Origin of the sequence: Streptomyces novaecaesareae (assembly GCF_000716875.1) — a bacterium.
Taxonomy (GTDB): Bacteria; Actinomycetota; Actinomycetes; order Streptomycetales; family Streptomycetaceae; genus Kitasatospora; species Kitasatospora novaecaesareae.
The window spans coordinates 84,990-108,257 of record NZ_JNWQ01000005.1 but is presented as its reverse complement, the minus strand read 5'-3'; the positions used below and the strand labels follow the sequence as shown (position 1 = coordinate 108,257).

Below are 23,268 nucleotides of genomic sequence, written 5' to 3'. Positions count from 1 at the left end.
GTCGGAGTGCGCCCGGTGGAGTGCGCCCGCTGGAGTGACATATTACCTCTTGCCGATGTGCCTCGAAGCGAGGTATCTCTATTCGAGGCTGCCGTTCGGGACCGGGCCCTGGTCCCACCGGGGGCGGTGGAACAGCCGAATCAGGGGAGGAATCATGCGCGGGCATCCGGCCCGGCTCACGGCGCTGGCCGTACCCGTCTACGCGGAACTGCTCTCCGGGGTGATCGCCTCGGTGATCGGCACGTTCTGGGTGGCCGGCCTCGGTGGGGCCGCGGTCGCCGCCGTCACGCTGGCCGGCACCGTCGAGAACCTGCTGCTCGGGCTCGTCCTGGTGGTCGCCTCCGGAACCAGCGTCCGGCTCGCCCGCGCCCTCGGCGCCGGGGACCCCGCCGAGGCCGCCCGGACCACCCGCGCGGCCTGGCGGCTCTGCGCCGCGGGCAGCCTCGTGCTCGCCGTGCCCGGGTTCCTGCTGCGGGACCGGCTGGCGGGCGCCTTCCTGGACGGCGAGGCCGCCGCCCGCGCCGCCGAGTACTTCACCGTCGCCTTCCCGGCCTTCGTGCTGTTCTTCGGTCAGCGCGTCGCCGACGAGTTCTTCAAGGGCGCGGGCGACACCCGCACCCCGATGCGGATCGCCCTGCTCTCCAACGCGCTGCTGCTGGCCCTCGACCCCCTGCTCGTCCTCGGCCCCGGTCCGCTGCCCGCCCTCGGCGTCCCGGGCGCGGCGCTGGCCCTGGCGCTCTCACGCGCGATCGCCCTCGCCGTCACCCTGCGACTGCTGCTGCGCAGGCGCCCGGAGCAGCCGACGGGCGGCGGAACCGGGGGAGTGGGCGGCGCCGCGGTGCGGATCCTGCGGGCGGGGACGCCGTTCGGCCTGGACTTCACCGCCCGGATGGCCGTCGGCACGGCCCAACTCGGGCTCGTCGCGGGCTTCGGCGTCGCGGCGGTGGCCGGGTACGGGGTCGGCTACCGCGTCCTGCTCGTCGTCACCATGGCCTTCTACGCGCTGCGCCAGGCCGCCGCGATCGAGGCGGCCCGCCTCACCGGCGCCGGTGCGGGCGCCGCGCTGCGCACCCTGCACCGGGACACCGGCCGCCTCGCCGCAGGCCTCGGTGCGGTGGCGGCGCTGCTGTCCGCGGCGCTCGCCGTCCCGCTGACCGCGCTGTTCACCGACGACCGGGCGGTGGCGGCGCAGTCCGTCGGCTTCCTGCGGATGGCGGCGCTCTACCTGCTCCCGTACGCCCTGGTGGTGGCCCTCGGCGGGGTCCACCAGGGCGCGGGGGCCGGCCGGCCGCTGGTGTTCTCCGTCCTGTTCGGGCTCGGCGTCCAACTCGGCACCTCCGCGGCCTTGTCGGGGCCGCTGGGAGTGTCGGGCGTCTGGCTCGGACCGGCGGCCGGGGCGGTCGTGCAGCTCGCGCTGCTCTCGCTCCTCACGCGCGGCCGGGCGCTGTCGGCGCAGCAAGCGCAAGCGCAGGTGCAGGAACCTGAGGCGGCACCGGTGCCGATCCCGGGCGACGCGGCGCGGGCACGTCCGCCGATCGAGTGACGCACGGCGTCGCGCCCGTCCCCAACTCGCTGCCGTGGCCCGGGCGGAGACGCCGACCGGGAGTGCTCCCCGCTCACCGCGTCAGGCCGGCTGTGCCAGAGTGGCGGCCATGGCACTCACCCCGGACGGGCGTCCGATCCCGCCCCCGAACGCCGATGAACGCGCCATGTTGGAAAGCTGGTTGGACTTCCAGCGGGCCACCCTCGCCACGAAGGTCGCCGGGCTCGACGACCAGCAGGTGCGGCTGGCCGCCGTGCCGCCGTCGACGATGACCCTGCTCGGCCTGGTGCAGCACGTGGCCGAGGTCGAACGCCAGTGGCACCAGCGGGTGTTCGCCGGCCGGGACGTCCCGCCGGTGTACGGCGCGGACAACCCGGACGGCTACCGGCTGGACCCGGCACGGGGGTTGGCCGAGGCGCTGGCGGACTGGCGGACGGAGGTCGAGCTGGGACGCGAACTGACCGCCGGGGCGGCGCTGGACGCGGCCGGTCAGCTCTCCGCGCAGGACGGGGCGGTACTCGACTCGGAGACCGTCTCGCTGCGCTGGATCCTGGTGCACCTGATCGAGGAGTACGCCCGCCACAACGGCCATGCCGACCTGCTCCGCGAGTGCACCGACGGCGTCACGGGCGTGTGACGGACTCCCGCGCCGGCGCGCCGACCCGGCCCGGCAGTCGGGCGGCGAGCAGCGCCCCTGCTGCGGCCACGGCGGCCATCGCCAGCGCGGCGGGGGTCAGTGCCGCGCCCGGATCCGCCCGTCCGGCGGTGGTGGTGGCGAGGGCGATGCCCACGGCCGGGCCGATGTTCATCACGGTCTGCTGCAGCCCGCCCGCGACGCCCGCCTCGGCTGCGTTCGCGCCCCGCACCACGGCGGCGGTGGCCGTGGCCATCACCGCGCCGAAGCCGGCACCGAGCAGCAGGAAGCAGGTGGCGATCGCGACCGTCCCGGCATCGGGCCCGAGCCGGGCGGTGAGCAGTGCGCCCGTGGTGAGCAGGACCATCCCCGACAGCACCACGCTCCGTTCGCCGTGACGCTTCGCCAGCCGGGCCGAGCCGGCCGCCGCGAGGATCATCGCCACCGCGAGCGGCGCCGCCCGCAGACCGCTCTGCAAGGGGTCGAGCCCCAGCACGTCCTGCAGGTAGTAGCTGGCCGGGAACAGGACGCCCTGGAGTGCCGCCGAAGCCGCGAGCAGGACACCGAGCGGCGCCGCGACCGTCGGTGAGCGCACCAGGGCGGGCGGCAGCAGCGGGCGGGTGGTGCGCCGCTCGTGCCGGGCCAGGGCCGCGGCGAGGAGCCCGGCTGCCGCGAGGCCGAGGACCGTCGGGGCCGACCAGCCCGTCTCCGGCAGGCCGACCAGGGTGTGCACGAGGCAGGCCAGGGCCAGCGCGAGCAGGGCCGCGCCCGGCAGGTCGAGACCGCCGGAGCGAGCCGGACCCCCGGAGCGCCCGGCCGCGGACGGCGCCGCGAGGACCGGCATGGCCGCGGACGGCACGGCCAGGACCGCCAGGAGGGCGGCCGCCGCGGGCAGGACGCCGAGCAGGAAGACCGACCGCCAGCCGAAGTGCGCGGTGAGCGCGCCGCCGACCAGCGGCCCGGCCGCGCCCGCCAGCCCGATCGCGGCGGTGCGCACCGCGATCGCGCCGGACAGCCGGTCGGCGGGCCAGGAGGCGCGCAGCATGCCGAGGGTGGCCGGCTGCAGCAGGGCACCCGCCACGCCCTGGATCACACGCAGGGCGATCACCCAGCCGATCCCGGGGGCGAACGCGATCCCGGCGGAGCTCGCGGCGAAGCCCGTCACGCCGAGGGCGAAGACCCGCCGGTGCCCGTACCGGTCGCCGAGGCGGCCGGCGAAGACCAGCAGGGCGGCGACGGTGACGAGGTAGCCGGTGCCGGCCCACTGGACGGCCGTGACGGAGGCGTGCAGGTCGTGCCGGAGGGCGGGCTGGGCGACGGTCAGCACCGTGCCGTCGAGGGCGACCAGTACGGCACCGGTGACGCTCGCGGCGAGGGTGAGCCGTCGGTTGCGGTGCGGCGTCACCGGGTGGCCGGGCCGAGGTGGGCGTCCAGGGTGGTGCGCAGCACGGGTTCGATGGACTCGCCGCCGGTGATGAGCCGCAGGCTGCCCCAGGCCCGCAGCTGGGCGAGGCCGTGCAGGTTGGACCAGAGGGCGGCGGTGGCGGCGGCCGGATCCTCGGACTGCGGGTGCACCTCGGAGACCAGCCTGACGAAGGTCAGGAACAGCGGCATCGTGGTCCGGCGCAGCTCCGCACCGCTGCCCTCCAACAGGTCGTGACGGAACATCAACTCGAACATGCCGGGATTGGCGGCGGCGAAGCCGAGGTAGGCGCGGGCGAGCCCGTCGAGGCGGGTGCGGGCGTCGGCGTCGGTGGTGGCGGCGAGCGCGTCGGCGCCGGCGAGGGTGTCGGTGAGCCGGCCGAAGCCCTGCTGCGCGATGGCGGCGAGCAGCTCGCGGTGGGTCGGGAAGTAGCGGCGGGGCGCTCCGTGCGAGACCCCGGCGTGGCGGGCGATCTCGCGCAGCCCGAGCGCCTGGACGCCACCCGTGGCCACCAGCTCGACGCCGGCGGCCACCAGTCGGGCCCGGAGGTCCTTGTCGTGATCGGTCATGGACACTGTCTACCAGTCGGCCGTAGACAGTGTCTACTCGCCTGCCCGGAGGTACCGCCGGCCGGTGCGCCCGGGCAGAATCGGCGGCATGGACGAAGGCGGCGAGTCGGCCTGTTGGCTGGACCGGGTGTGCCCGGAGTGCGGCCGGCTACGCGAGCGGCCCGACCCGGTGCCGCGCGAGCCCGGGCCGGACCCGTGCGAGCCCGGGCCGGAACCGTGCCAGCCCGGGCCGGAACCGTGCGAGAACTGCGGCGCCGGAGCGGCCGAGGCCCCCGGGCACACGGCGCCGGGCAGCTGAACCCCGGTCCGGCCGAACGGCCGGACCGGGGCAGCGGACACGGAGCGGGTCTGGTCGCGGCCCGACGGCGGCCGGCTACTGCGGCGGCTCGTCGCGGAACTGGTTCTTCAGCTGCTCCTGAGACGTGTCCACCTGGCCGCTGTACTTGCCCTGGGTGCGCTCGTCGACGGCGTCGCCCGCCTTGTCGACGGCCTTGTCGGCTTGCTCCTCATGGCCCTTCAGCAGGCTCTTGAGCTTATCCATCATGGACATGTGGTCACACTCCCGGATGAGACGGCCCCACTCCTCCAATATCACCGCGCATCCGCCGACGCGCATCCCGCAGGGCGTGCGGCGGGCTTGGCAAGGCGATTCCGGTCCTGTCAAATCGGGAGTTCACGGCCCGTCGGAAGGAGTCGCTTTGAAGCTGCGCACCCGTCGCTCGACCTCCCCGTTCGACCGCACCACCCGGTACGACCGCCCCACCCCGACCCCAGCCCCGGCCCCGCCACCGCGCCCGCGCACCGCCGTCACCCGGCGCACCGCGGGCGCCGCGCTGACCGTGGCCGCCCTGGTCGTACCGTTACTGCTGGCCGGTGCGGGGAGCGCCGCCGCCGACCCGGACCCGGCGCGCCGGGGTGCCAAGCTGGCCGCCCGGCTGGTCGAGGCCAGCGACGCCGAGACCGCCCACGACACCCTGGCCGCGCTGCAGCGGATCGCCGACCGCAACGGCGGTACCCGGGTGGCCGGTTCGAAGGGGCACGACCAGTCCGCGCAGTACGTCTACGAGCAGGCCCGGCGGGCCGGGCTCAAGGTCTCCAAGCAGGAGTTCGAGTACACCTTCTTCGAAGCCCGTTCGCAGCGCCTCGACGTGCTGTCCCCGAAGGCCGAGTCGGTGCCGGTGATCGCCATGACCTACTCGGTGGGCGGCCCGGAGGCGGGCCTCACCGCAGAGTTGGCCGTCGCCCCGGTCGGCGCCACCACTGGCTGCGCACCCACCGACTACCCCGCGGGCGCGTTCACCGGCAGGATCGCGCTGATCCGGCGCGGCGGGTGCAGCTTCGCGCAGAAGCAGGCCGCCGCCGCGGCGGCGGGCGCGGCCGGGGCGCTCATCTACAACAACGCCGACGGCGACCTCAACGGCACCCTCGGGGACCCGACGGCCGGGAAGGTCCCGACCGGCGGGATCACCAAGGCCGCGGGCGAGGCACTGGCCGCCGAGGCCGCCGCCGGGCCCGTCCGGGTGACCCTCGACATCCGCACCTTCATGGAGCCGCGCAGGACCTGGAACGTCATCGCGGAAACCCGGGGCGGCGATCCGGACAACACCGTGATGGTCGGTGCGCACCTCGACTCCGTCCCGGCCGGCCCCGGCATCAACGACAACGGCTCCGGCTCGGCCGGCATCCTCGACGTCGCGCGGAACCTCGGCGGCCACCCGGTGAAGAACAAGGTCAGATTCGCCTGGTGGTCCGCCGAGGAGTTCGGCCTCAAGGGCTCCGAGGCGTACGTGAACTCACTCTCCGAGGCGGATCGGAAGAAGATCCGGCTCTACCTCAACTTCGACATGATCGCATCCCCCAACTACGCGCAGTTCGTCTACAACGGCTCCGGCAGCGCCGGCGGCGGTGCGGGCCCCGCGGGCCCCGCGGGCTCGGCGCAGATCGAGCGGGACATCACCGGCTACCTGGACGGCCTCGGCCTGCCGCACGACCCGACCGCCTTCGACGGCCGCTCCGACTACGGCCCGTTCATCGACGCGGGCATCCCGGCCGGCGGCACCGACACCGGTGCCGAGAAGATCAAGTCCCCCGAGCAGGCGGACCGTTACGGCGGCGCGGCGGGCACCGCCTTCGACTCCTGCTACCACAAGGCCTGCGACAACCTGGGCAACATCGACATGGAGGCCTTCGACGTCAACATCGACGTGATCGCCCACGCCGTCGGCACCTACGCCTGGGACCTCTCCTCGCTGCAGCGGCCCGTACCGGCCCAGCGCCCGGCCGCACCCGCTCCGACCGTGCAGGCCCCGACCGCAGCCGGGGCGAGCGACTCCGGTATCGACGGCGCGGGTGCCGCCGGAGCGAGCGGCCACGCCCACGGGGTGACGGCCTGAGGCCCGGGTGGGCCCGCTGCCGTCCTCGGGCGGCGGGCCCACCCGCCCACCGGAGCCGCTGGAACCGCCGGAGCGGCCGAATCCGCCGGAGCGGCCGTACGCTCCGTGCCTGCCGAACGCGGTGCAGCCATCCGCTCCCTCCCCTCCGTCATCGCCCCTGGTGGGCGCCGGTGCGGTCACCGTAGCGGAGACCACTGACAATCCGGCCCCGGGCCTGTACGGTGCCGCGCGGAGCGCATCCGCCGAGACCCGGTGGGTGCGTCGAGCGCGGTCCTGCCACCATGGGACCGAGATCACGAGACCGTGACACCCTCGGAGGAGTCAGCAACATGAGCACGCACTACGACGTCGTCGTCCTCGGCGCGGGCCCCGGCGGCTACACCGCCGCCGTCCGATCGGCACAGCTGGGCCTGAAGGTCGCCGTCATCGAGGCCAAGTACTGGGGCGGCGTCTGCCTCAACGTCGGCTGCATCCCCTCCAAGGCCCTGCTGCGCAACGCCGAGCTGGCCCACATCTTCACCAAGGAGGCCAAGACCTTCGGCATCAAGGTCGAGGGCCAGGTGACCTTCGACTTCGGCGAGGCCTTCCGCCGCAGCCGCTCGGTGGCCGACGGCCGGGTCAGGGGCGTCCACTACCTGATGAAGAAGAACGGCATCACCGAGTACGACGGCTGGGGCACCTTCGTCGACGACCGCACCATCCAGGTCGCGCTCAGCGGCGGCGGCTTCGACGTCGTCACCTTCGACCACTGCGTCATCGCCGCCGGCGCCACCACCCGCCTGCTGCCCGGCACCAGCCTGAGCGACCGCGTGGTCACCTACGAGGAGCAGATCCTCACCGAGCAGCTGCCGGAGAGCATCATCATCGCGGGCGCCGGTGCGATCGGCGTCGAGTTCGCGTACGTGCTGCACAACTACGGCGTGAAGGTCACCATCGTCGAGTTCCTGGACCGCGTGGTGCCGCTGGAGGACGTCGAGGTCTCCACCGAACTCGCCAAGCAGTACCGCAAGCTGGGCATCGAGGTGCTGACCTCCACCCGGGTCGAGTCGATCGACGACAGCGACCCGAACGCCAAGGTCCGCGTCACCGTCACCAAGGACGGCGAGCAGCGGGTGCTGGAGGCCGACAAGGTGCTCCAGGCGATCGGGTTCGCGCCGCGCGTCAACGGCTACGGCCTGGAGAACACCGGGGTCAAGCTGACCGACCGCAACGCCATCGCGGTGGACGGCCGCGGCCGCACCAGCGTCGAGCACATCTTCGCGATCGGCGATGTGACCGCCAAGCTGATGCTCGCGCACGCCGCCGAGACGATGGCCGTGATCGCCGCCGAGACCATCGGCGGGGCGGAGACCATGGAGGTCGACTTCGCCATGATCCCGCGCGCCACCTACTGCCAGCCGCAGATCGCCTCCTTCGGCTACACCGAGGCGCAGGCCCGCGAGCTGGGCTACGACGTCAAGGTCGCCAAGTTCCCGTTCACCGCCAACGGCAAGGCGCACGGCCTCGGCCACCCGATCGGCTTCGTCAAGGTCATCAGCGACGAGAAGTACGGCGAGCTGCTCGGCGCCCACCTGATCGGCCCCGAGGTCACCGAGCTGCTGCCGGAGCTGACGCTGGCCCAGCAGTGGGACCTGACCGTCCACGAGGTCGCCCGCAACGTGCACGCCCACCCGACCCTGGGCGAGGCCGTCAAGGAGGCCATCCACGGCCTTGCCGGGCACATGATCAACATGTGACGCACCGGACCCGGCACCGGACCTGACACCGGACAGCGCCCTGTCGAGCAGCCGCTCGGCGGGGCGCGCCGGGTTCGGGGGATTCGGGGCCGCCGCTGCTCAGGCCCGTCCCGCGATGAGGCCCAGCCGGCCGTCGAAGCGCCGGTAGAGCACCCGGCCGCGGCCGCTGACGGGGTGCGCGAAGAACAGGAACGGCAGCTCGGCGCCCTCCAGCCGGTCGACGGCCTGCGCCTCGGTGAGGCGGGGCGCGCCGTGCGGGCTGAGGGTGATCGGCGCGGTGCGGCGGCCGGGCGGGCCGGCGGCGACGGTGCGGGCGAGGCGGTAGCCGGTCGGGCCGACGCGGTAGACGACGGCGTCGGTCTCCGTCGCCGGATCGGTGAACAGGTGGATGTCGTAGTCCATCGCGTCCATGGTCCGGGCAGCCGCCTCCGGCGAACACCACACCAGCGAGGGCTCCTTGCGCCGGACGACCCGGCCGCCGGGGACGTCGCCGGGGCCGCCGGGGACGGCGGAGCAGGCGGGATCCGCAGGGACGACCGGGACGACGGGGACGACCGGGCCAACGGGAACGGCAGCGCCGGGGGCCGCCGCCCGGTGGGCCGGCCAGGGGCGCGGCGCCCAAGCGCCGGTGACGGCCCGGATCCTGCCGCGCAGCGCCTCGGCCACCCGGTCGAGGGAGTCGCCCAGCCCGGCCGCGACCTCCTGGACCCGGATCCGCCGGCCGTCCACCTCGGCGTTGGCCTGGGCCAGCACACCGTCGGCCACGGCCGCGAACCTGACCCGCAGCGCCTCCACCAGGGTCCCCACGCCCGGAGCCGCCGCCGCGGCGGCGACCCGGACCCGTGCCTCGGCCAGGTCCTCACCGGTCAGCCCCTCGAACGCCCTCACCGTGACCAACTCGCCCATCAACCAGGCCCTTCCGCTCCCTGTCGGCACACTCCGGCGACCAGGATCCCGGGCACCGGCGCACCCGGCCAGGGCCCAACGACCCCACCTCGGGGGCCGGATGGGCCAGGAGCGGCGAGGCCCCGGCGGGCGCGTGACGGGCGCGGCCCGGTCAGCCCAGCCGGGTGCGCAGCCAGGCCTTGACCTCGGGGGTCACCGGGTCGGTGATGTCGCCGAACTCCTCGTGCTTGAGGAGGAACTTGGCGACGTACGGGCAGATCGGCACGAGCCGCTTCCCGGCCGCGCGTACGTCCGTGAGCGCCTCCTGGACGAGGCGGGAGGCGAGGCCCTGGCCGGCGAAGGCCTCGTCGATCTCGGTGTGGAAGAAGACGCGCTGCTCCTCGTGGTCCCGGTACTCGGTGAATCCGGCGAGCTTGCCGTCCACGAGGATCTCGTAGCGGTTCCGGTCGTCGGCGCGCTCGACGACGGTGCTGGCGGAAGTGGTCACGGTGGGGCCCTTCGGTCGTCCGGGGTGTCCGTGGAGACGGGCTGTCTCCGAACTCGGGGTGCTCCTGAACCCGGGATGTCGCTGGAGTCGATCATCGGCATCCTGCCAGGCCGCCCCCGCCTTGGTCACCCCCCGCCGTCCCCACCCTCCGCCCGGCCCTTCGCACGGGAGTGCCCGTGGCCGCTGTGGTCGCGGAGGTCGGGTAGGTCGGGCAGGTCGCGGAGCTCGCCGAGCACCGCCCAGGCGACGGACACCACCGGCACCGCCACCACCGCGCCCAGGATGCCCGCCAGGACGGCACCGCCGGCCACCGACAGGGCGATGACCACCGGGTGGATCCGCACGGACCAGCCGAGCACCAGGGGGTGCAGCAGGTGGCCCTCGATCTGGCCGATGACCACGATCAGGACGAGCACCAGCAGCGCGGTCACCGGGCCGCGGGCGGCCAGCGCGACCACGGCGGCGACGGCCAGGGCGATCGGGGAGCCGATCAGCGGGATGAGCGCTGCCGCGAACTCCAGCACCATCAGCGGCAGGACCAGCGGCACCCGCAGGACGGCCAGCGCGATGCCGACCAGCACGGCGTTGGTCGCCGCCACGATCAGCACGCCACGCGTGTAGCCCGCGAAGGTCCGCCAGGCCGCGCGTCCGGCCCGGTCCCAGACCGTGCCGCTGTGGCCCGGGAGCTGCCGCCGGGCCCAGGCCCACATCCGGTCGCCGGAGTGCAGGAAGAACACCGAGCAGAACAGGGCGAGCGCCAGCCCGGTGACCAGTTCGACGACCCGGCCGGCGCCGCTGAGCGCGGTGCTGACCAGTGTCGCGCGGTGGGACGAGATGAACTCGCCGATCTTGGCCCGCAGGTCGGTGACGGTGCCCGGCCGCAGGTGGAAGGGGGCGCCGGTCAGCCAGTGGTCGATCCGGCCGAGGCCGCCGCGCAGCTCGTCGCTCAGCCGGCCCCACTCCGCGGCGACGGTCGTGCCGACCAGCGCCAGCACCCCGCCGACGACCACGATGGTGCCGACCAGGGCCAGCAGGACGGCGAGCGAGCGGGGAGTCACCCGGGCACAGAGGTCGACCAGCGGGCGCAGGACCGAGGTGATCACCAGCGCCACGAACAGGGCGACCACCGGCAGTTCGAGCCGGGCGAGGACGTCCACGACCAGGTAGGCGCCGACACCGAGCAGCCCCAGCCGCCAGGCGTACCCGGCCGCCGTCCGCAGCCCGGAGGGCACCCGCTCCCCGGACGGCGCCCGGTTCTCCCGGGCCGGCCCCGGACCGGTTCGACCCGGGGCCACCCGGGGACGGCGGCTGCCGAGCGGCCCGGCCCGCCGGGCCGGCCTGGCGCCGTTCATGCGCACGGGCGTCCTTCCTGGGCTGTGCCGTTCACCGGGCCGCCGCCGTGACGAACACCGCCGACGAACACGGCCGACGAGCCCTGTCGGCGGCTCCGGGGCGGCCGCTGCGCCGGGTGTGGTGGCGGACCGCTACCCGGCGCTGGCCGCCAGGGCTTCGCGCACGGTGACCAGGCAGGGATCGCAGTACCGGTCCGGCCCCGCGGCGTCGGCGCCGTCCCCCGCCGGAACGACCCGCTGCGACGGTTCGAGGAACCGCCCGCACAGCGATGACGTCGAGTCGTCCTTCGCCACCACGTGCCACACCACGGCGGGCGGGGAAACCGCCGGGTCGTGCTCGGCCCACATCTCGTACACGGCGCTACCTCCGGATCGCTGGGGCTCGGTCAGTCCATGCAACCCCGGTGTCTGCCGGTCGGCCACCGGGCCGGGACCGGTGGGATGGTTGTGGCCCGGTGCGCCGGCCTCCCGGGGGCGGAGCCGCGGCACCGCGGGCCCCGCTGCGCGGACACCGCCGGGCCCGGGGAGGGCCCGGCGGTGCCGGGGTCGTCGTGTGCGTGCGGGACGGATGGTCAGGCGCGACGGCCGCGCCTGCGGCGGGCGAGGAACACCACGCCGCCGCCGAGGGCCAGCAGTGCCACGGCCGAGGCCGCGATCGGCAGGGTGTTGGAGTCCGCGCCGGTCACGGCCAGGCCCGGGCCGGTCGCGCTGCTCGTGGGCGCCGCGACGGCGGTGCCGGAGCCGTCGGTCGAGCCGGCCGGGGTGGAGGCGGAGGAACCGGTCGGGGTGGCCGGGCCGGTCGGGGTGGTCCCGCCGGCCGGCTGGCCGGTGGTCGGGTCGAGCACGAGGGCCGCCGGCTGCGGGTTCTTGAAGTCGAACATGCCCTCGATGGAGCCGGCGTGCTCGTCGAAGGAGGCGTCGCCGATCCGCCCGGTCTTCCAGTTGTCCTCGACGAAGCGCAGGACCGAGGTCTGGTCGGTCTGGGCGTGGTCGACGAAGTTGGCCTTGGCGTACGGCGAGAGGACCATCAGCGGCAGTCGCGGGCCGTAGCCGCAGCGGTCGGCGTACCCGCCCCAGCCGGCGTCCTTGCCGCACTGGCCGGCGCCGCCGAGGCTGTCGTTGGCGGCGTCCCGGGAGCCGTTGACGGGCTCGGCGAACTTGTGGTCGTACCAGCCGTCCGAGTCGTCGTAGGCGATGACGACGGCGGTGGAGGCCCAGTCCTTGGACTTCTGCAGCTTGTTCAGGGTGTCCACGACGAAGTGCTGCTCGTCCAGCGGGTCGGAGTAACCCGCGTGGCCGTCCTGGTAGTTGGCGGCCTTGAGGTAGCTGACGGCGGGGAGGTTGCCGTGCTGCAGGGCGGTGTCGAAGTCGGCCAGGTCGTACTGGTGGTTGGCCTGGCCGTCGTGGCCGATCTCGTCGGCGTCCTTGGGAGCCAGGTGCTTGGGGTTGGCCGTGGACTTGTAGTACTGGAAGGGCTCGTGGTGCGGGTTGTAGTCGGTCTGCGACGCGCCCACGATGTTGGCGTGGGAGGTCCCGCAGACGGCCTTGCCGTCCTTGTCGCCGGTCGGCTTGAAGCCGCCCTGGAACCAACCCCAGCTGACGCCCTTGTCGTTCAGCAGGTCGCCGACGTTCCGGCCGGTCATCACCAGTTGGTTGTGCTGGGGGTTGGAGCAGTCGTCGAAGCCCGGGTCGGGGTCGTTGATGACGGTGCCGACGCCGTTGGCGTCCGGGGAGGAGACCACGTAGGCGTCGGTGGTCTTCTGGCCGGTCTTCGGGTCGACCGGGTAGCCGCCGTGGGTCTGGCCGGAGACCAGGTTGAGCGCGCCCGGGGTGGAGGGGCCGTAGGTGCTGCCGAAGAAGTTGTCGCTCATCGCGAAGCGCTGGGCGTAGTTCCACAGGGCGGTGACGGTGTTGCCGTCGTAGTAGTCCATCACCAGGCCGGGCTGGGTGAACATCGGCGCCTTGCAGTTCTCGACGTCCGTGTGCTCGACGAACTTGTCCATCTTGCCGCCGTCGAAGGCGAGTTGCTCGTCCTTGTAGGTGTGGTCCTGGTCGCAGGTGACGGCCTGGGCCGGGCCGAGCCGCTTCGGGTTGGTGCCGTTCGGGTTGCGGTGGAGCAGGTCGTCGGAGAGGCCGTCGACCTTCGGGGTGCCGGGCTTGGCGGTGAACTTCACCTTGTCGTCGGCGGTGTTGGCCGCGTTCGGGTAGGTGCCGAAGTAGTGGTCGAAGGAGACGTTCTCCTGGAATATCACCACCAGGTGCTTGACCGGGGTGGTGGTCTGCGGGGCGTCGGCCGCGAAGGCCGCGGGCGCGCCTGCGAAGGCGGCGAGCGAGGCCGCACCGGCCAGGGCGGCTCCGTGGCGGAGCCACCGGGTGCGGGTGGGTACTGCGTGCATGTCGGTACCTCGAACGTCAGATCATGTGTGTCGGAGTTGGGGCCCCGCCGGGTGGATCCGGGTGGATCTTGGTGCGGCGGTGGCGGCATGAAGCTAGACAAGCGAGGTGAACGCTATTTGCATGTACATGTGAACACAAGGTGAACCGGAGTGGTCCGAGGTGAAGCCTTCTGGCTTCCAATCGGTTCGGGTGCGTCGGATGGGCGACCGCCCGTCAGCCGAGCAGCGTAGCCCCGCCCCCGGCCGGCGCGCCCGCCGGGGGCGGGGCTACGCGTCGGGGGGCTGGGGGCGTGTACGGCCTGTCGCACTCCGTTTCGGACGGGCGCGCAGGGCCGCCGGGCGTTCACCGAACCGGACGGCCGTACGTGGACCCTTCCGTGGGCGGTTCCGGAAGCCCCGGATGCCGTTCACGTCCGCGTCAGGGGCAGTCCTCGTGGAGCCCGCAGAGCCAGGCCAGCGCCTGGTGGGCCCCGAGGACGTACATGTGGTCGGTGTCCTGCGCCAGCGCCCGGCGCAGGCCCACGGCGGCGGCCTGGCACTCCGCCAGCAGCTGCGCGCGGCACGGTCCGTTCGCGCCGACCGCGGCGACGGCGGTGACGGGCGCGGCGATCTGGGCGCCGGCGGCCCACCGGTAGGCGCCCAGCACGCCGTGCTCGAAGCCGGTCCACGGCCGGGGCCGCCGGTTGGCGGTGTCGATCGCGGCGAACACCTCGTCCAGCGGGCGCACTCCCACGGCCGGGATGGTCTCGTCACTGGTCATGTCGGCAACCTACGTCCGCCCGACGCGGTCCGCCCCCGGGCGCGACGGCCGGGCGCGGCCCCGGTGCACCCGACCGGCGGAGGAGGGCCGCCCGTGAGGGCCCGGCGGGGCAGCGGGGCCCGGCCCGGTAGTCTTTCCAGGTCGTGCCCGGTCGGCGAGGTTGCCGGGCCGGATGAACGGTGCGGGCCGGTCGCCCGCTGGTGGAGATCCCTGATGACTCGTCGTTTTGACTGCTCGGATGCGTCCGAGCGCGCAGCCGGGCTGCGCGAGGCCGTGGCGGCGGTGCGCCGCGGCGAACTCGTCGTGCTGCCCACGGACACGGTGTACGGGGTGGGCGCGGACGCCTTCTCCGCGGAGGCGGTCGCCCGTCTGCTGGCGGCCAAGGGGCGGGGACGGAACATGCCCTCACCGGTGCTGGTCGGCTCCCCGGAGGCCCTCGACGGCCTGGTCGAGGTGACGGAGCGGGCGCGCGAACTCGTCGCCGCGTTCTGGCCGGGCGGGCTGACCGTGGTCGCCCGCCACCTGGCCTCGGTCGAGCTGGACCTCGGCGAGACCGGTGGGACGGTCGCCGTTCGGATGCCCGCACACCCCGTCGCCATCGAACTGCTCGACGCCACCGGGCCGTTGGCCGTCTCCAGCGCCAACCTGACCGGCCATGACTCCCCGCAGGACTGCGACGCCGCCCAGGGCATGCTCGGCGACTCGGTGGCCGTCTACCTCGACGGGGGCCCGACGGCGGCCGCCGTTCCGTCCTCGATCGTGGACGTCACCGGCGAGGTGCCCGTCCTGCTGCGGGCGGGCGCGATCACCGCCGACCGCCTGCGCGAGGTCGTCCCCGACCTGCGGGAGAGCTGAGGGGTCAGGACCCGCACAGCCGGTTGAGCGTCGGGATGTCCGCGTTGATGTCCGCGATCACCTGGTTGGGGTCGGCCGCGACCATGCCGGTCAACCGGGCGTTCAGCTCCTGGAACTCGGCGGCCAGGCGGCGGATCGTCGAGCCGACCGTGCCCTGAGCGTCCAGGCCCGCGTCCATCAGGTCGCGGTACGCCTGGCCGGCCGCGTCCGCCTGGCTGCCGCGGGTGCTTCCGGCATTGCGGCGGTACGCGGCCAGCGCCGCCTGCGCCCGGTCACAGCCGCCGGGTTTGACCGCCGGAAGCGGCGGCTCCGGCACCGGTGTCACCGGCCGGGTCCGGATCGGTGACGGGCTCGGTGACGGGCTCGGCTCCGGGGCGGGCGGTTCGGGCTCCGGCGACGGCCTCGGTACCGGTGTGGGGGTCGGTGCGGGGAGCGGATCCGGCGGCACCGGGGCCGTGGTGGTGGTCACCGGGAGGCCCGAGGGCTGTGACGGCGCGTCCGGTGGCGCCAGGTAGGCGACCAGGGCCACGACTGCGGCCACCGCGCCCGCGATCGCCCCCACCGCTCCCCAGTCCGGACGGCGGGCCCGTCCGGTGCCCGGGGCCGGCGGGGGAGCGGGCGGCGCCGCCGATTCGCTGTCCGTCATGGACTCATCGTGGTGCGCCGCGCCGGGCCTCGTCCAGAACGCCGTGTGCCGACCTTCCTGAATCCGAACTCGCGCTCGGGCGAGGCGCGTTCGCCGCCCGGGTTGGCCCGGGCTACGCGCCGACGGCCGCGGGCCGGGCCAGCCACTCCTGCCAGGAGACCTCGCTGCCGATGAGGCAGGGCTGCCGGAAGGGCCACGCGTCGGCGATCCAGGTGGGGACGAGCGTGTCCAGCGCCCGCTCCAGCTCGGTGCCGACCCGGTCGTCCACCACCCACCAGGAGATCTCGGCGTCCGAACCGGCCTTCTGCGGCGGGTCGATGTAGACGCACCCGAGGAGGGCCGTCTCCGCGTCGTCGAACAGCGCGTAGTTGAACGACTCGTGAGCGGCGATCTCCCGCTCGTGCCGGACCAGGTCGTCCAGGTCCTGCTGGTAGGTCATGGTGGCGGCGGGCCACCCCCAGGCCTCGCCGTAGACGGCCCACAGCCGCTCCCGGGAGCCCATCACCGCGGGGTAGTCGAGCTCGGTGTCGGCCCCGGAGATCGGACGCAGGTGGTAGCCGCCGCCCGGCAGCGGGACGTGGACGGGGTGGACGAAATCCGCAGGCAACCAAGTCATGGGCCGGACAGTAGCCGAGCTGGGCTCCGACCTGCACGGATTAATCCCGCGGGGCCCGGACGTCCTCGCTCGCGGCCTTGTCCAGGGACAGCCGCGGCTGCGGGGCTCCGGCCTCCACCATCGCAGCCGTCTCGGCGGCCTCCGCCGGTTCGGGGCCGCTCTGCTCGATGCGGCCCAGCAACCGGGCGACGGAGTCGGTGCGTTCGCGCAGCGTGGCGACGTGTGCGGCCTGGCCCGGTTCGGCGGACGGCTCGGCCGGCAGGACCGGGATGCCGCGCTTGCGGGCGGTCGCGATCAGGCTCTCGCCGGCCCGGGCGGTGACGACCAGTGTCGCGGCGGCGAACACGCCCGCGTCCAGGGTGCGCGGCCGGCCGAGCAGACCGCGGTGGACGATCCTCGCCGGGACGGTCAGCTCGTCCAGGCGCTGCTCGACCGAGCCGCGTTCGAGGGCCGCGAGGACGACGGTGGCCAGCGCCTCCCCGGCCTTGGTGACGACCCACTTGCGGCCGGGCACCGGCGGCAGGAACTCGCGGACCCGGTCCACCTCCTGCTCCAGGGCGGTGGTGGTCAGCACCTCGAAGGCGTTGCGGGTACGGATCTCGACGACCTTGTCCCACGCGATCTCCTCGCCGTCGAAGCCGACCTCCGTCGGCCCCAGGTGGACGGCGCCGATGCCGTCGAGGAGCCCGAGCAGCTTCTGCACCACGGCGGGGGTCCGCGGGTGACGGCCGATCAGGGTGCCCACCGACAGCTTCCACGGCTCGGTGGCGGGAACGGGCGGCGGCGGGACGGAGCCGAGGGCCGTGAGCGCCCAGCGCCCGCCCGCCGCGGCTCGTCCGCCCCGCAGCACGGCCTGCCGCCCGGCCTCGCCCAGCTCGGCTGCGGCCCCTGCCGCCGCCCCGGCCGCCGCTCCGACCAACCGTCCCAGACCGCCCACCAGCTCGCCCCCGCGCACGTCCCGTTCCCCTCATCACACCGTCGTTCCGAAGGCCGCCATGCTACGGGCAGTACGGTCCGCGCCTCCTCCGGCCGCCCCCGGTGACGTTTGTCATGCCGTTCCGGCCACAGAACTCACTGACACCCGGCCGGCTCCCTGCGGCAGGCTCGACCCCGACGAGGGACGAAGACGACAGCGACGGACAGGGGAGCGGACATGAAGGTACTGGTGGCCGGGGCCGGACTCGGCGGGCTCTGCCTCGCGCACGGACTGCTGCGGGCCGGTGTGGACGTCCGGGTCCACGAGCGGGAGGACGGGCCGCACAGCCGCTACCAGGGCTTCCGGATCGCCCTGAACGGGCACGGCCTGGCCGCTCTGCACGCCTGCCTGCCGGAGCGGCTGCACGCCCTGCTGGCGGCCGTCTCCGGGCCGATGGCGGGCGAACGGCGAGCCGTGGACCACCTGCTCGGGGAGGTCCGCAGCCTCGGCCGCGCGGACGAGGGCACGGCCGCCGACCGGTACGTGCTGCGTCAACTGCTGCTGGCCGGGCTCGCCGACCGGGTCGAGTTCGGCAAGCCCGTGGTCGGCTACACCGAGCGGGCGGACGGCACGGTCGAGGCGCACTTCGGGGACGGCGGCAGCGCGGTCGGCGACCTGCTGGTGGGCGCGGACGGCGTGGGCTCGGCGGTGCGCCGCCAACTGCTGCCCGCAGCCGAGGTGGTCACCCTCCCCGGCAACGCCGTCCTCGGGCGTACCCCGCTCACCGAGCGGTTCGCCGCCCTCGTCCCGGGCTTCGGCACCGTCGTGCACGGCCCCGGCGCGAGCATGCTGCTCGGCCGCATGGAGTTCCGCCGGCCGCCGCGGCTTGCGGCCGCCGAGCTGGCGCCCGACGTCCGGCTGCCCGACACCGACAGCTACCTGCGCTGGGTGGTGATGCCGTCCGACGCCCTGCCCGCCGGGCCCCGCTCCTGGGAGGCCGTCCGCGGCGACCTGCTCGCCCTGCTCGACGGCTGGCACCCGGACCTCGTCGACCTGGTCCGTGCGGCCGACGTCGTCAACAGCTCGCCGCTGACGGTCCGTTACGCCGAGCCCGTGCCGCACTGGGGCGGCACCCGCCGGGTCACCCTGCTCGGGGACGCGATCCACGTCATGCCGCCGAGCGGCGGCCAGGGCGCCAACACGGCCCTGCGCGACGCCGCGCTGCTCGCCAGCACGCTCGCGGCCGTCCAGCGGGGCGAGACCGAGCTCCCGACGGCCGTCGAGCGCTACGAGCAGCGGATGCTGGAGTACGGCTTCGCCGCCGTCACCGAAAGCCTGGACCGGCTACCGGACTTCACCCCCGCGCGCCGGTAGCCGGTAGCCGGTAGCCGGTAGCCGGGGGAGGGCGGACGGCGCGGGCGTCCGGCCGCTCGGGTGAACGGGCGGCGCGGCATGGCCGACCGGTCGGGGGGCCGCCGGGCCGGGGGCGACGATCGCCGGGTTCCCGGCCGCCCGCACCCCGGGGGCAGACCTGCGGATCCTGCGCCGGCAGGAACGCCGGATCGACTGGGTACGGGACTCCAGCGGGACGGTCCTGCGCGAGCTGGTCGCCACCCACGCCGGTGCGGTCTGCCGGGCTACCCCGGACGGAGCAGTGTGGATCCCCGAACTGCGGCGGCGGCGCACGTCCGGCGGCCCCGAGACCTTCAAGCTCCCGGCGGTGACGGCGCTCGGCTGCTCGGGTGCCCGCGCTGCCCGACGCCGACGAGCTGCCGGGCTGCTCGTCCGGTCGTGACCCGAACGGCCCGGCCGGCTTGCGCCCCGCGGGAGCCTGCGCCGGGTCTGCAGACCGGCGTCCGCCCAGGACTGTTGGTATGACTGGGTTCGAGCCATTCCGTCCGGCTCCCATCCCCGAGGAGGCATCCTCATGGGTGCTGCAACAACCGACACCGACGTGGTGCACATTCTCCGGATCAACGCCGGCCTCGGCTGCGACGGCGACTCCGTCTCGCTGACCGCCGCGATGCAGCCGAGCATCGAGGAGGGAGCCCGATGAACACCTCCCCGGCGAGCCGCACTCCGGCGAGCCCCACTCCGGCGAGCACCTCCCCGGCGAGCACCTTCCCGGCCGGGATCGAGCGCGGCTTCGCGGCCGCCCGGCAGATCGCCGACTCGGTTCTGCTGGCGGGCTACGTGCTCTACCCGTACCGCGCCTCGGCGGCCAGGAACCGGCTGCGCTGGCAGTTCGGCGTCCTGGTGCCGCCCGAGTACACCGCGCAGGGCGGCGAGCACTCGCACCAGCGCACCGATTGCGTGATGGAGGCGCGCGCCAGCGACCGGCTGGCCGTCGAGCTGCGCTTCCTGCGCGTCCAGCGGCGCACCGTCGAACAGGCCACGGCCACCGGGGGGTTCGAGCCGGTGGAGCGGCTGGAGCTGGCCGACCGGGTGCTCGTCGAACGGGACGAGGCGGTCGAGGAGCGGATCGAAGTCCTCCTGGACGTCGACGAGTTGATCCGGGAGGGCGCGCAGCGGGCGTTCCGGCTGCCGGGCGTCGGCGGGACGGAGCTGCTGCGTGAGCACGGCGCCGCCGTCGGACGGCTGGTACGGCGGCGCGAACAGGTCGACGGCCTGGTGCGGTTGACCGCCGAGGAACTGCCGGGCCCGTACCAGGCGCAGCGGCTGACGGCGGTGGTGGAGAACGTCTCCGGCTGGGTGCCGCCCCGGCGGGCGAGCCGCGAGGAGGCGCTGCCGCGCTCCCTCGTCTCCACGCACCTGCTGCTGGGCTTGGAACACGGCCGGTTCGTGTCGGCCACCGATCCGCCCGAGTGGGCCCGCCCGGCCGTCGAGCGGTGCCGCAACCGGCACACCTGGCCCGTCCTGGCCGGGCCGGACGGCGGGTACGGGGTGATGCTGTCCTCGCCGATCATCCTGGAGGACCACCCGCGCGTCGCCCCGGAGCGCCTCGGCACCCTGGACGACGCGACCGAGATCGACGAGATCCTGGCGCTGGGCGAACAGTTGCCGCGGATCTGCTGACGACATGGGTGGCGGATCCGATGACCAGGTGGACGTGGTAATTACCGTGCCCAACCACGGGATCGGCCTGTGGATGGTCGGCGCGTTCGTGCTCACCTTCGTGGGCACCCGCGTGATCACCCGGCTGATCCGGGCCGGCCGCGGGCCCTTCCGCAACGTCGAGGTCGGTGGCACCCACGTGCACCACCAGGTGTACGGCATCCTCGCGATGCTGGTGGCCGGTGCGATGGAGTTCGCCTACCGGCCGGACACCCCCGGGGCGCAGGTCCTGGCCGCGCTGTTCGGCGCGGGCGCCGCGCTCACCCTCGACGAGTACGCGCTGTGGCTGCACCTGGAGGACGTCTACTGGTCGCGCGAGGGCCGCAAGTCCGTCGACGCGGCCTTCCTGGCGGTGGCGGTCGGCCTGCTGCTGGTGGCCGGGTTCAACCCGTTCGCCGACACCGGCCAGGGCACCGCCGCCCACCTGGCCTTCGCCGTGCTGCTGCTGGTCGACCTGGTGTTCGCCGTCGGAGCGATCCTCAAGGGCAAGACGGCGCTCGGGGTGCTCGGGCTGCTGGTGCCCCTGGTCGCGCTGATCGCGTGCCTGCGCCTGGCCAAACCCGGCTCGCCGTGGGCCCGCTGGCGCTACCCGCCGGGCTCGCGCCGGGCCGAGCGCGCCCTGCGGCGCTACCCGCCCGGTCGGCGGACCCGCATGGACGCCCTGAAGGACTTCGTCGGGGGCGTCCCCCGGCACTGAGGCCCGGGCCGGCGGCGGCGGAAACCGCCCCGGCCCGGGTCAGGCCAGGAAGCGGTGCAGCGAATCGGCCAGGGCCCGGACGAAGCGCTCCCGCCGCCCGGGGTTGCTCCCGGCGGGCCCCGCGGGAGGTGCCGGTCCGGCGCGGATGCGTGGTACGCCGTCGGAGTGCAGGGTGGACGGGTACGGTCCGGGACCGGCGGCGGCAGTCCGCCGACTCAAGGAGGCGCCATGCCCACCAGGAAGATCCTCCACCGGGCTCTGGCCCTGACCGCCCTGGCTGCCCTGCCGGCCGCCGCGTTCACGGCGCCCTCGCAGGCGGCCGCCACGGTGGCCTCCGCCCCGCAGGCGGTGGCCGCGGCCGCACCGACCTCCTTCGTCGACCTGGCGAGCCGCCCGCTGCCGTCCGACCACGCGGCGCACCGGATCACCGTCACCTACCGCAACGACTCGGGGGCGGACCGGACCGTGGCCCCGCAGATCCTCGTCGAGTCACCGGAGAACGGGCCCTTCCTCGCCCCGGCGGACATCAGACTGGAGGTGCTGAGCGGCGGCCACTGGACGACGGTGCGGCTGGCGAGCCAGACCGGCACGCTGTACACCGACCTCACCCGGGCGAAGCTGGTCCTGCACAGCCATCACACCCTGACCCAGCAGTACCGGCTCACCGTCGTCAAGGCGGGCCCGGGGACGATCCAGCCCAGGGTGGCGCTGTACGGTTGACGCCTTGGAGCGGGGTTCGGCGGGTTCGCGGTTGTTCGCCGCGGGCCGCCGAACTCGGCTTTCTGGGGCCGGAGTTCGGCTGTGTGGTGACTGGGGTCGGGGGGCGTGCCCTTTCGGTGTCGCGGTCCTAGGCAGCGGTTCGCGGATGTGCTGACATAGGCATGTCAAGCCGGGGTGGGGCTCGACGGGCCTCGGACCCTGCCGCGCCGCCTCCGACTCCGTGCACGATCGAAGGGGAAGCCCATGCTGCTCCGTGCGCTGGCCGCCGCGACCGCCGTCGCCGCCTCGCTGTCCGGCCCGTCGGCCTTCGGCGTCGACTCGCTCCCGACCCCGCCGGACCGGATCGTCATCGACGTCGCGACCGTCAACGGCTCCGGATGTCCGGCGGGAACGGCCGCCGTGGCCGTCTCCCCGGACAACACCGCCTTCACCGTCACCTACAGCAGCTACCTGGCCCAGGTGGGGGTGGGGTCGAAGCCGACCGACTTCCGGAAGAACTGCCAGCTCAACCTGCGGGTGCACGTCCCGCAGGGCTTCACCTACGCGATCGCCTCCGCCGACTACCGCGGCTACGCCCACCTGGAGAAGGGCGCGAGCGGCACCCAGCGGGCCGGCTACTACTTCCAGGGCCTGCCCGACACCGCCCACCAGAACCACCGCTTCGACGGCCCGAGGGACGACAACTGGCAGGCGACCGACACCGTCGACGTCGCGGCCCTGGTCTTCGCCCCCTGCGGCGAGGAGCGGAACTTCAACATCAACACCGAGCTGCGGGTCAGCTCCGGCACCTCGGACCCGACCCGCACCACCAGCTTCATGACCATGGACTCGACGGACGGCGACATCAACACCGTCTACCACCTCGCCTGGAAGCAGTGCCCCTGATCCTCGCCGGACGGCTGCCCGCTTCGGCCAGGTCGGTCTCGATCGCGCCGGGGGAGACGGTGTTGACGGTGATCCCGCGTGGACCCAGCTCCTTCGCCAGGGCCAGGCCGAAGGTCTCCAGTGCTCCCTTCGTCCACGCCCGCCCAGAGCGTCCGGGCGTCCCCCGCGTCCCCGAACCGCGCCCGGACCGCGAAGGCCCGGCCGTCGGCGGCGCGGATCCGTCGAACCGTCTCCGCGGCGGCCGACTCGTCGGTGCCGTAGTGCCCGGGGTGCGGGTGGCGGGGAGCGGGAGTTGGCTTGGGGGTGGGGGCCGAGGCGTCATGAGCGTGAAGGAGCAGGGCCATGGCTGTGGTGATGTCGATGCGCTGGGCCGGAACCACCCCGGCGCAGTACGACGCGGTGCGTGACGCGGTGCACTGGGAGGACCTCGCGCCGGCGGGCGGCCATCTGCACGTGGCCTGGTTCGACGGGCACGGCCTGAACGTGACCGACGTGTGGGAGTCCCAGCAGGCCTTCGAGGCCTTCTTCGCGGAGCGGCTGGCACCCGAGATCGAGAAGGTCGGCATCGCCGGTGAGCCCGCGGTCGAGTTCCATCCGCTCCACCGGCGCTTCGTCGCGCCCGGCGTCGCCGGGGCCGCTTAGCCGAGGGCGGTCCGGTC

24 protein-coding genes and 1 pseudogene are annotated in these 23,268 nt (G+C 74.2%); 12 read left to right on the top strand and 13 right to left on the bottom strand.

Annotation, left to right across the window (positions count from 1 at the left end; translation table 11 throughout):
* Nucleotides 1-154 precede the first annotated feature (154 nt).
* Both OP86_RS03395 and OP86_RS03390 read left to right on the top strand, forming a co-directional pair.
* Nucleotides 155-1,543: an MATE family efflux transporter gene (locus tag OP86_RS03395; RefSeq protein ID WP_051829623.1), complete on the top strand. Its 1,389-nt coding sequence runs from the start codon at nt 155-157 to the stop codon at nt 1,541-1,543.
* 109 nt (nt 1,544-1,652) lie between these two features.
* Nucleotides 1,653-2,180, top strand: a complete 528-nt coding sequence (locus tag OP86_RS03390) for a DinB family protein (protein WP_078653554.1) — start codon at nt 1,653-1,655, stop codon at nt 2,178-2,180.
* Here the strand turns inward: OP86_RS03390 and OP86_RS03385 are convergent.
* The 3 genes from OP86_RS03385 to OP86_RS03375 form a co-directional block, all read right to left on the bottom strand.
* Nucleotides 2,167-3,582: an MFS transporter gene (locus tag OP86_RS03385; protein WP_030060643.1), complete on the bottom strand. Its 1,416-nt coding sequence runs from the start codon at nt 3,580-3,582 to the stop codon at nt 2,167-2,169. The genes OP86_RS03390 and OP86_RS03385 overlap by 14 nt on opposite strands.
* Nucleotides 3,579-4,169, bottom strand: coding sequence for a TetR/AcrR family transcriptional regulator (locus OP86_RS03380; RefSeq protein WP_030060644.1), 591 nt, complete (start codon nt 4,167-4,169; stop codon nt 3,579-3,581). Before OP86_RS03380 ends, OP86_RS03385 begins: the two co-directional genes overlap by 4 nt.
* 373 nt (nt 4,170-4,542) lie before the next feature.
* Nucleotides 4,543-4,719 carry an antitoxin gene (locus OP86_RS03375; protein ID WP_030060645.1) on the bottom strand — a complete coding sequence of 59 codons (177 nt, stop codon included), beginning with the start codon at nt 4,717-4,719 and terminating at the stop codon, nt 4,543-4,545.
* A gap of 283 nt (nt 4,720-5,002) precedes the next feature.
* Here OP86_RS03375 and OP86_RS03370 point away from each other — a divergent pair, with 283 nt between their 5' ends.
* Both OP86_RS03370 and lpdA read left to right on the top strand, forming a co-directional pair.
* The gene (locus tag OP86_RS03370; protein WP_425337750.1) at nt 5,003-6,562 is read left to right on the top strand and encodes a M28 family peptidase; all 1,560 of its coding nucleotides are present in this window, start codon (nt 5,003-5,005) and stop codon (nt 6,560-6,562) included.
* Between the two features lie 329 nt (nt 6,563-6,891).
* Entirely contained in the window at nt 6,892-8,298 is a 1,407-nt protein-coding gene (gene lpdA / locus OP86_RS03365) for a dihydrolipoyl dehydrogenase (protein WP_030060647.1), read from the top strand.
* 99 nt (nt 8,299-8,397) lie between these two features.
* On the opposite strand, the gene OP86_RS03360 is transcribed toward lpdA, so the two are convergent.
* The 6 genes from OP86_RS03360 to OP86_RS03335 all read right to left on the bottom strand — a co-directional run bounded on the left by OP86_RS03360 (nt 8,398) and on the right by OP86_RS03335 (nt 14,199).
* Nucleotides 8,398-9,204: a sigma 54 modulation/S30EA ribosomal C-terminal domain-containing protein gene (locus OP86_RS03360; RefSeq protein ID WP_033330821.1), complete on the bottom strand. Its 807-nt coding sequence runs from the start codon at nt 9,202-9,204 to the stop codon at nt 8,398-8,400.
* 151 nt (nt 9,205-9,355) lie between these two features.
* Entirely contained in the window at nt 9,356-9,691 is a 336-nt protein-coding gene (locus OP86_RS37060) for a GNAT family N-acetyltransferase (RefSeq protein ID WP_030060649.1), read from the bottom strand.
* Between the two features lie 125 nt (nt 9,692-9,816).
* Complete coding sequence (locus OP86_RS03350; protein ID WP_063832277.1) at nt 9,817-11,043, bottom strand: AI-2E family transporter; 1,227 nt, start codon at nt 11,041-11,043, stop codon at nt 9,817-9,819.
* Between the two features lie 132 nt (nt 11,044-11,175).
* Nucleotides 11,176-11,400 (bottom strand): hypothetical protein, encoded by a 225-nt coding sequence (locus OP86_RS03345; protein WP_030060651.1) that lies wholly within the window; start codon nt 11,398-11,400, stop codon nt 11,176-11,178.
* Nucleotides 11,401-11,615: 215 nt separating this feature from the next.
* Entirely contained in the window at nt 11,616-13,439 is a 1,824-nt protein-coding gene (locus OP86_RS03340; RefSeq protein ID WP_051829622.1) for a phospholipase C, read from the bottom strand.
* 418 nt (nt 13,440-13,857) lie between these two features.
* On the bottom strand, nt 13,858-14,199 hold the full coding sequence (locus tag OP86_RS03335) for a hypothetical protein (protein WP_030062278.1): 342 nt from the start codon (nt 14,197-14,199) through the stop codon (nt 13,858-13,860).
* 213 nt (nt 14,200-14,412) lie between these two features.
* On the opposite strand from OP86_RS03335, the gene OP86_RS03330 reads away from it, so the two are divergent.
* Complete coding sequence (locus OP86_RS03330) at nt 14,413-15,054, top strand: L-threonylcarbamoyladenylate synthase (RefSeq protein ID WP_033330818.1); 642 nt, start codon at nt 14,413-14,415, stop codon at nt 15,052-15,054.
* Between the two features lie 4 nt (nt 15,055-15,058).
* Here the strand turns inward: OP86_RS03330 and OP86_RS36385 are convergent, their stop codons facing one another.
* From OP86_RS36385 to OP86_RS03310, 3 genes are all read right to left on the bottom strand, one after another.
* Complete coding sequence (locus OP86_RS36385) at nt 15,059-15,700, bottom strand: hypothetical protein (RefSeq protein ID WP_157849653.1); 642 nt, start codon at nt 15,698-15,700, stop codon at nt 15,059-15,061.
* A 112-nt stretch (nt 15,701-15,812) separates the two neighbouring features.
* On the bottom strand, nt 15,813-16,316 hold the full coding sequence (locus OP86_RS03315) for a GNAT family N-acetyltransferase (RefSeq protein WP_030062282.1): 504 nt from the start codon (nt 16,314-16,316) through the stop codon (nt 15,813-15,815).
* A gap of 40 nt (nt 16,317-16,356) precedes the next feature.
* A complete protein-coding gene (locus OP86_RS03310) occupies nt 16,357-17,271 on the bottom strand; it encodes a hypothetical protein (RefSeq protein ID WP_033330812.1) in 915 nt (304 codons plus the stop codon).
* A 198-nt stretch (nt 17,272-17,469) separates the two neighbouring features.
* On the opposite strand from OP86_RS03310, the gene OP86_RS03305 reads away from it, so the two are divergent.
* The 6 genes and pseudogenes from OP86_RS03305 to OP86_RS03285 all read left to right on the top strand — a co-directional run bounded on the left by OP86_RS03305 (nt 17,470) and on the right by OP86_RS03285 (nt 22,609).
* Complete coding sequence (locus tag OP86_RS03305; RefSeq protein ID WP_033330810.1) at nt 17,470-18,606, top strand: FAD-dependent oxidoreductase; 1,137 nt, start codon at nt 17,470-17,472, stop codon at nt 18,604-18,606.
* A gap of 553 nt (nt 18,607-19,159) precedes the next feature.
* A pseudogene (locus tag OP86_RS35540) lies at nt 19,160-19,276 on the top strand (hydrogenase expression protein HypE); the annotation flags it as partial.
* A gap of 8 nt (nt 19,277-19,284) precedes the next feature.
* Nucleotides 19,285-20,268: a hypothetical protein gene (locus OP86_RS03300; protein WP_051829621.1), complete on the top strand. Its 984-nt coding sequence runs from the start codon at nt 19,285-19,287 to the stop codon at nt 20,266-20,268.
* A gap of 28 nt (nt 20,269-20,296) precedes the next feature.
* Nucleotides 20,297-21,004 carry a hypothetical protein gene (locus OP86_RS03295; RefSeq protein WP_209440334.1) on the top strand — a complete coding sequence of 236 codons (708 nt, stop codon included), beginning with the start codon at nt 20,297-20,299 and terminating at the stop codon, nt 21,002-21,004.
* 228 nt (nt 21,005-21,232) lie between these two features.
* Entirely contained in the window at nt 21,233-21,724 is a 492-nt protein-coding gene (locus tag OP86_RS03290) for a hypothetical protein (RefSeq protein WP_245231770.1), read from the top strand.
* Nucleotides 21,725-21,967: 243 nt separating this feature from the next.
* Nucleotides 21,968-22,609 (top strand): DUF4360 domain-containing protein, encoded by a 642-nt coding sequence (locus tag OP86_RS03285; protein ID WP_030062291.1) that lies wholly within the window; start codon nt 21,968-21,970, stop codon nt 22,607-22,609.
* Here OP86_RS03285 and OP86_RS37705 read toward each other — a convergent pair.
* Nucleotides 22,569-22,931, bottom strand: coding sequence for an SDR family oxidoreductase (locus tag OP86_RS37705; protein ID WP_245231769.1), 363 nt, complete (start codon nt 22,929-22,931; stop codon nt 22,569-22,571). The genes OP86_RS03285 and OP86_RS37705 overlap by 41 nt on opposite strands.
* A gap of 20 nt (nt 22,932-22,951) precedes the next feature.
* Here OP86_RS37705 and OP86_RS03280 point away from each other — a divergent pair, with 20 nt between their 5' ends.
* On the top strand, nt 22,952-23,251 hold the full coding sequence (locus tag OP86_RS03280) for a hypothetical protein (protein WP_030062292.1): 300 nt from the start codon (nt 22,952-22,954) through the stop codon (nt 23,249-23,251).
* Nucleotides 23,252-23,268: the final 17 nt, after the last annotated feature.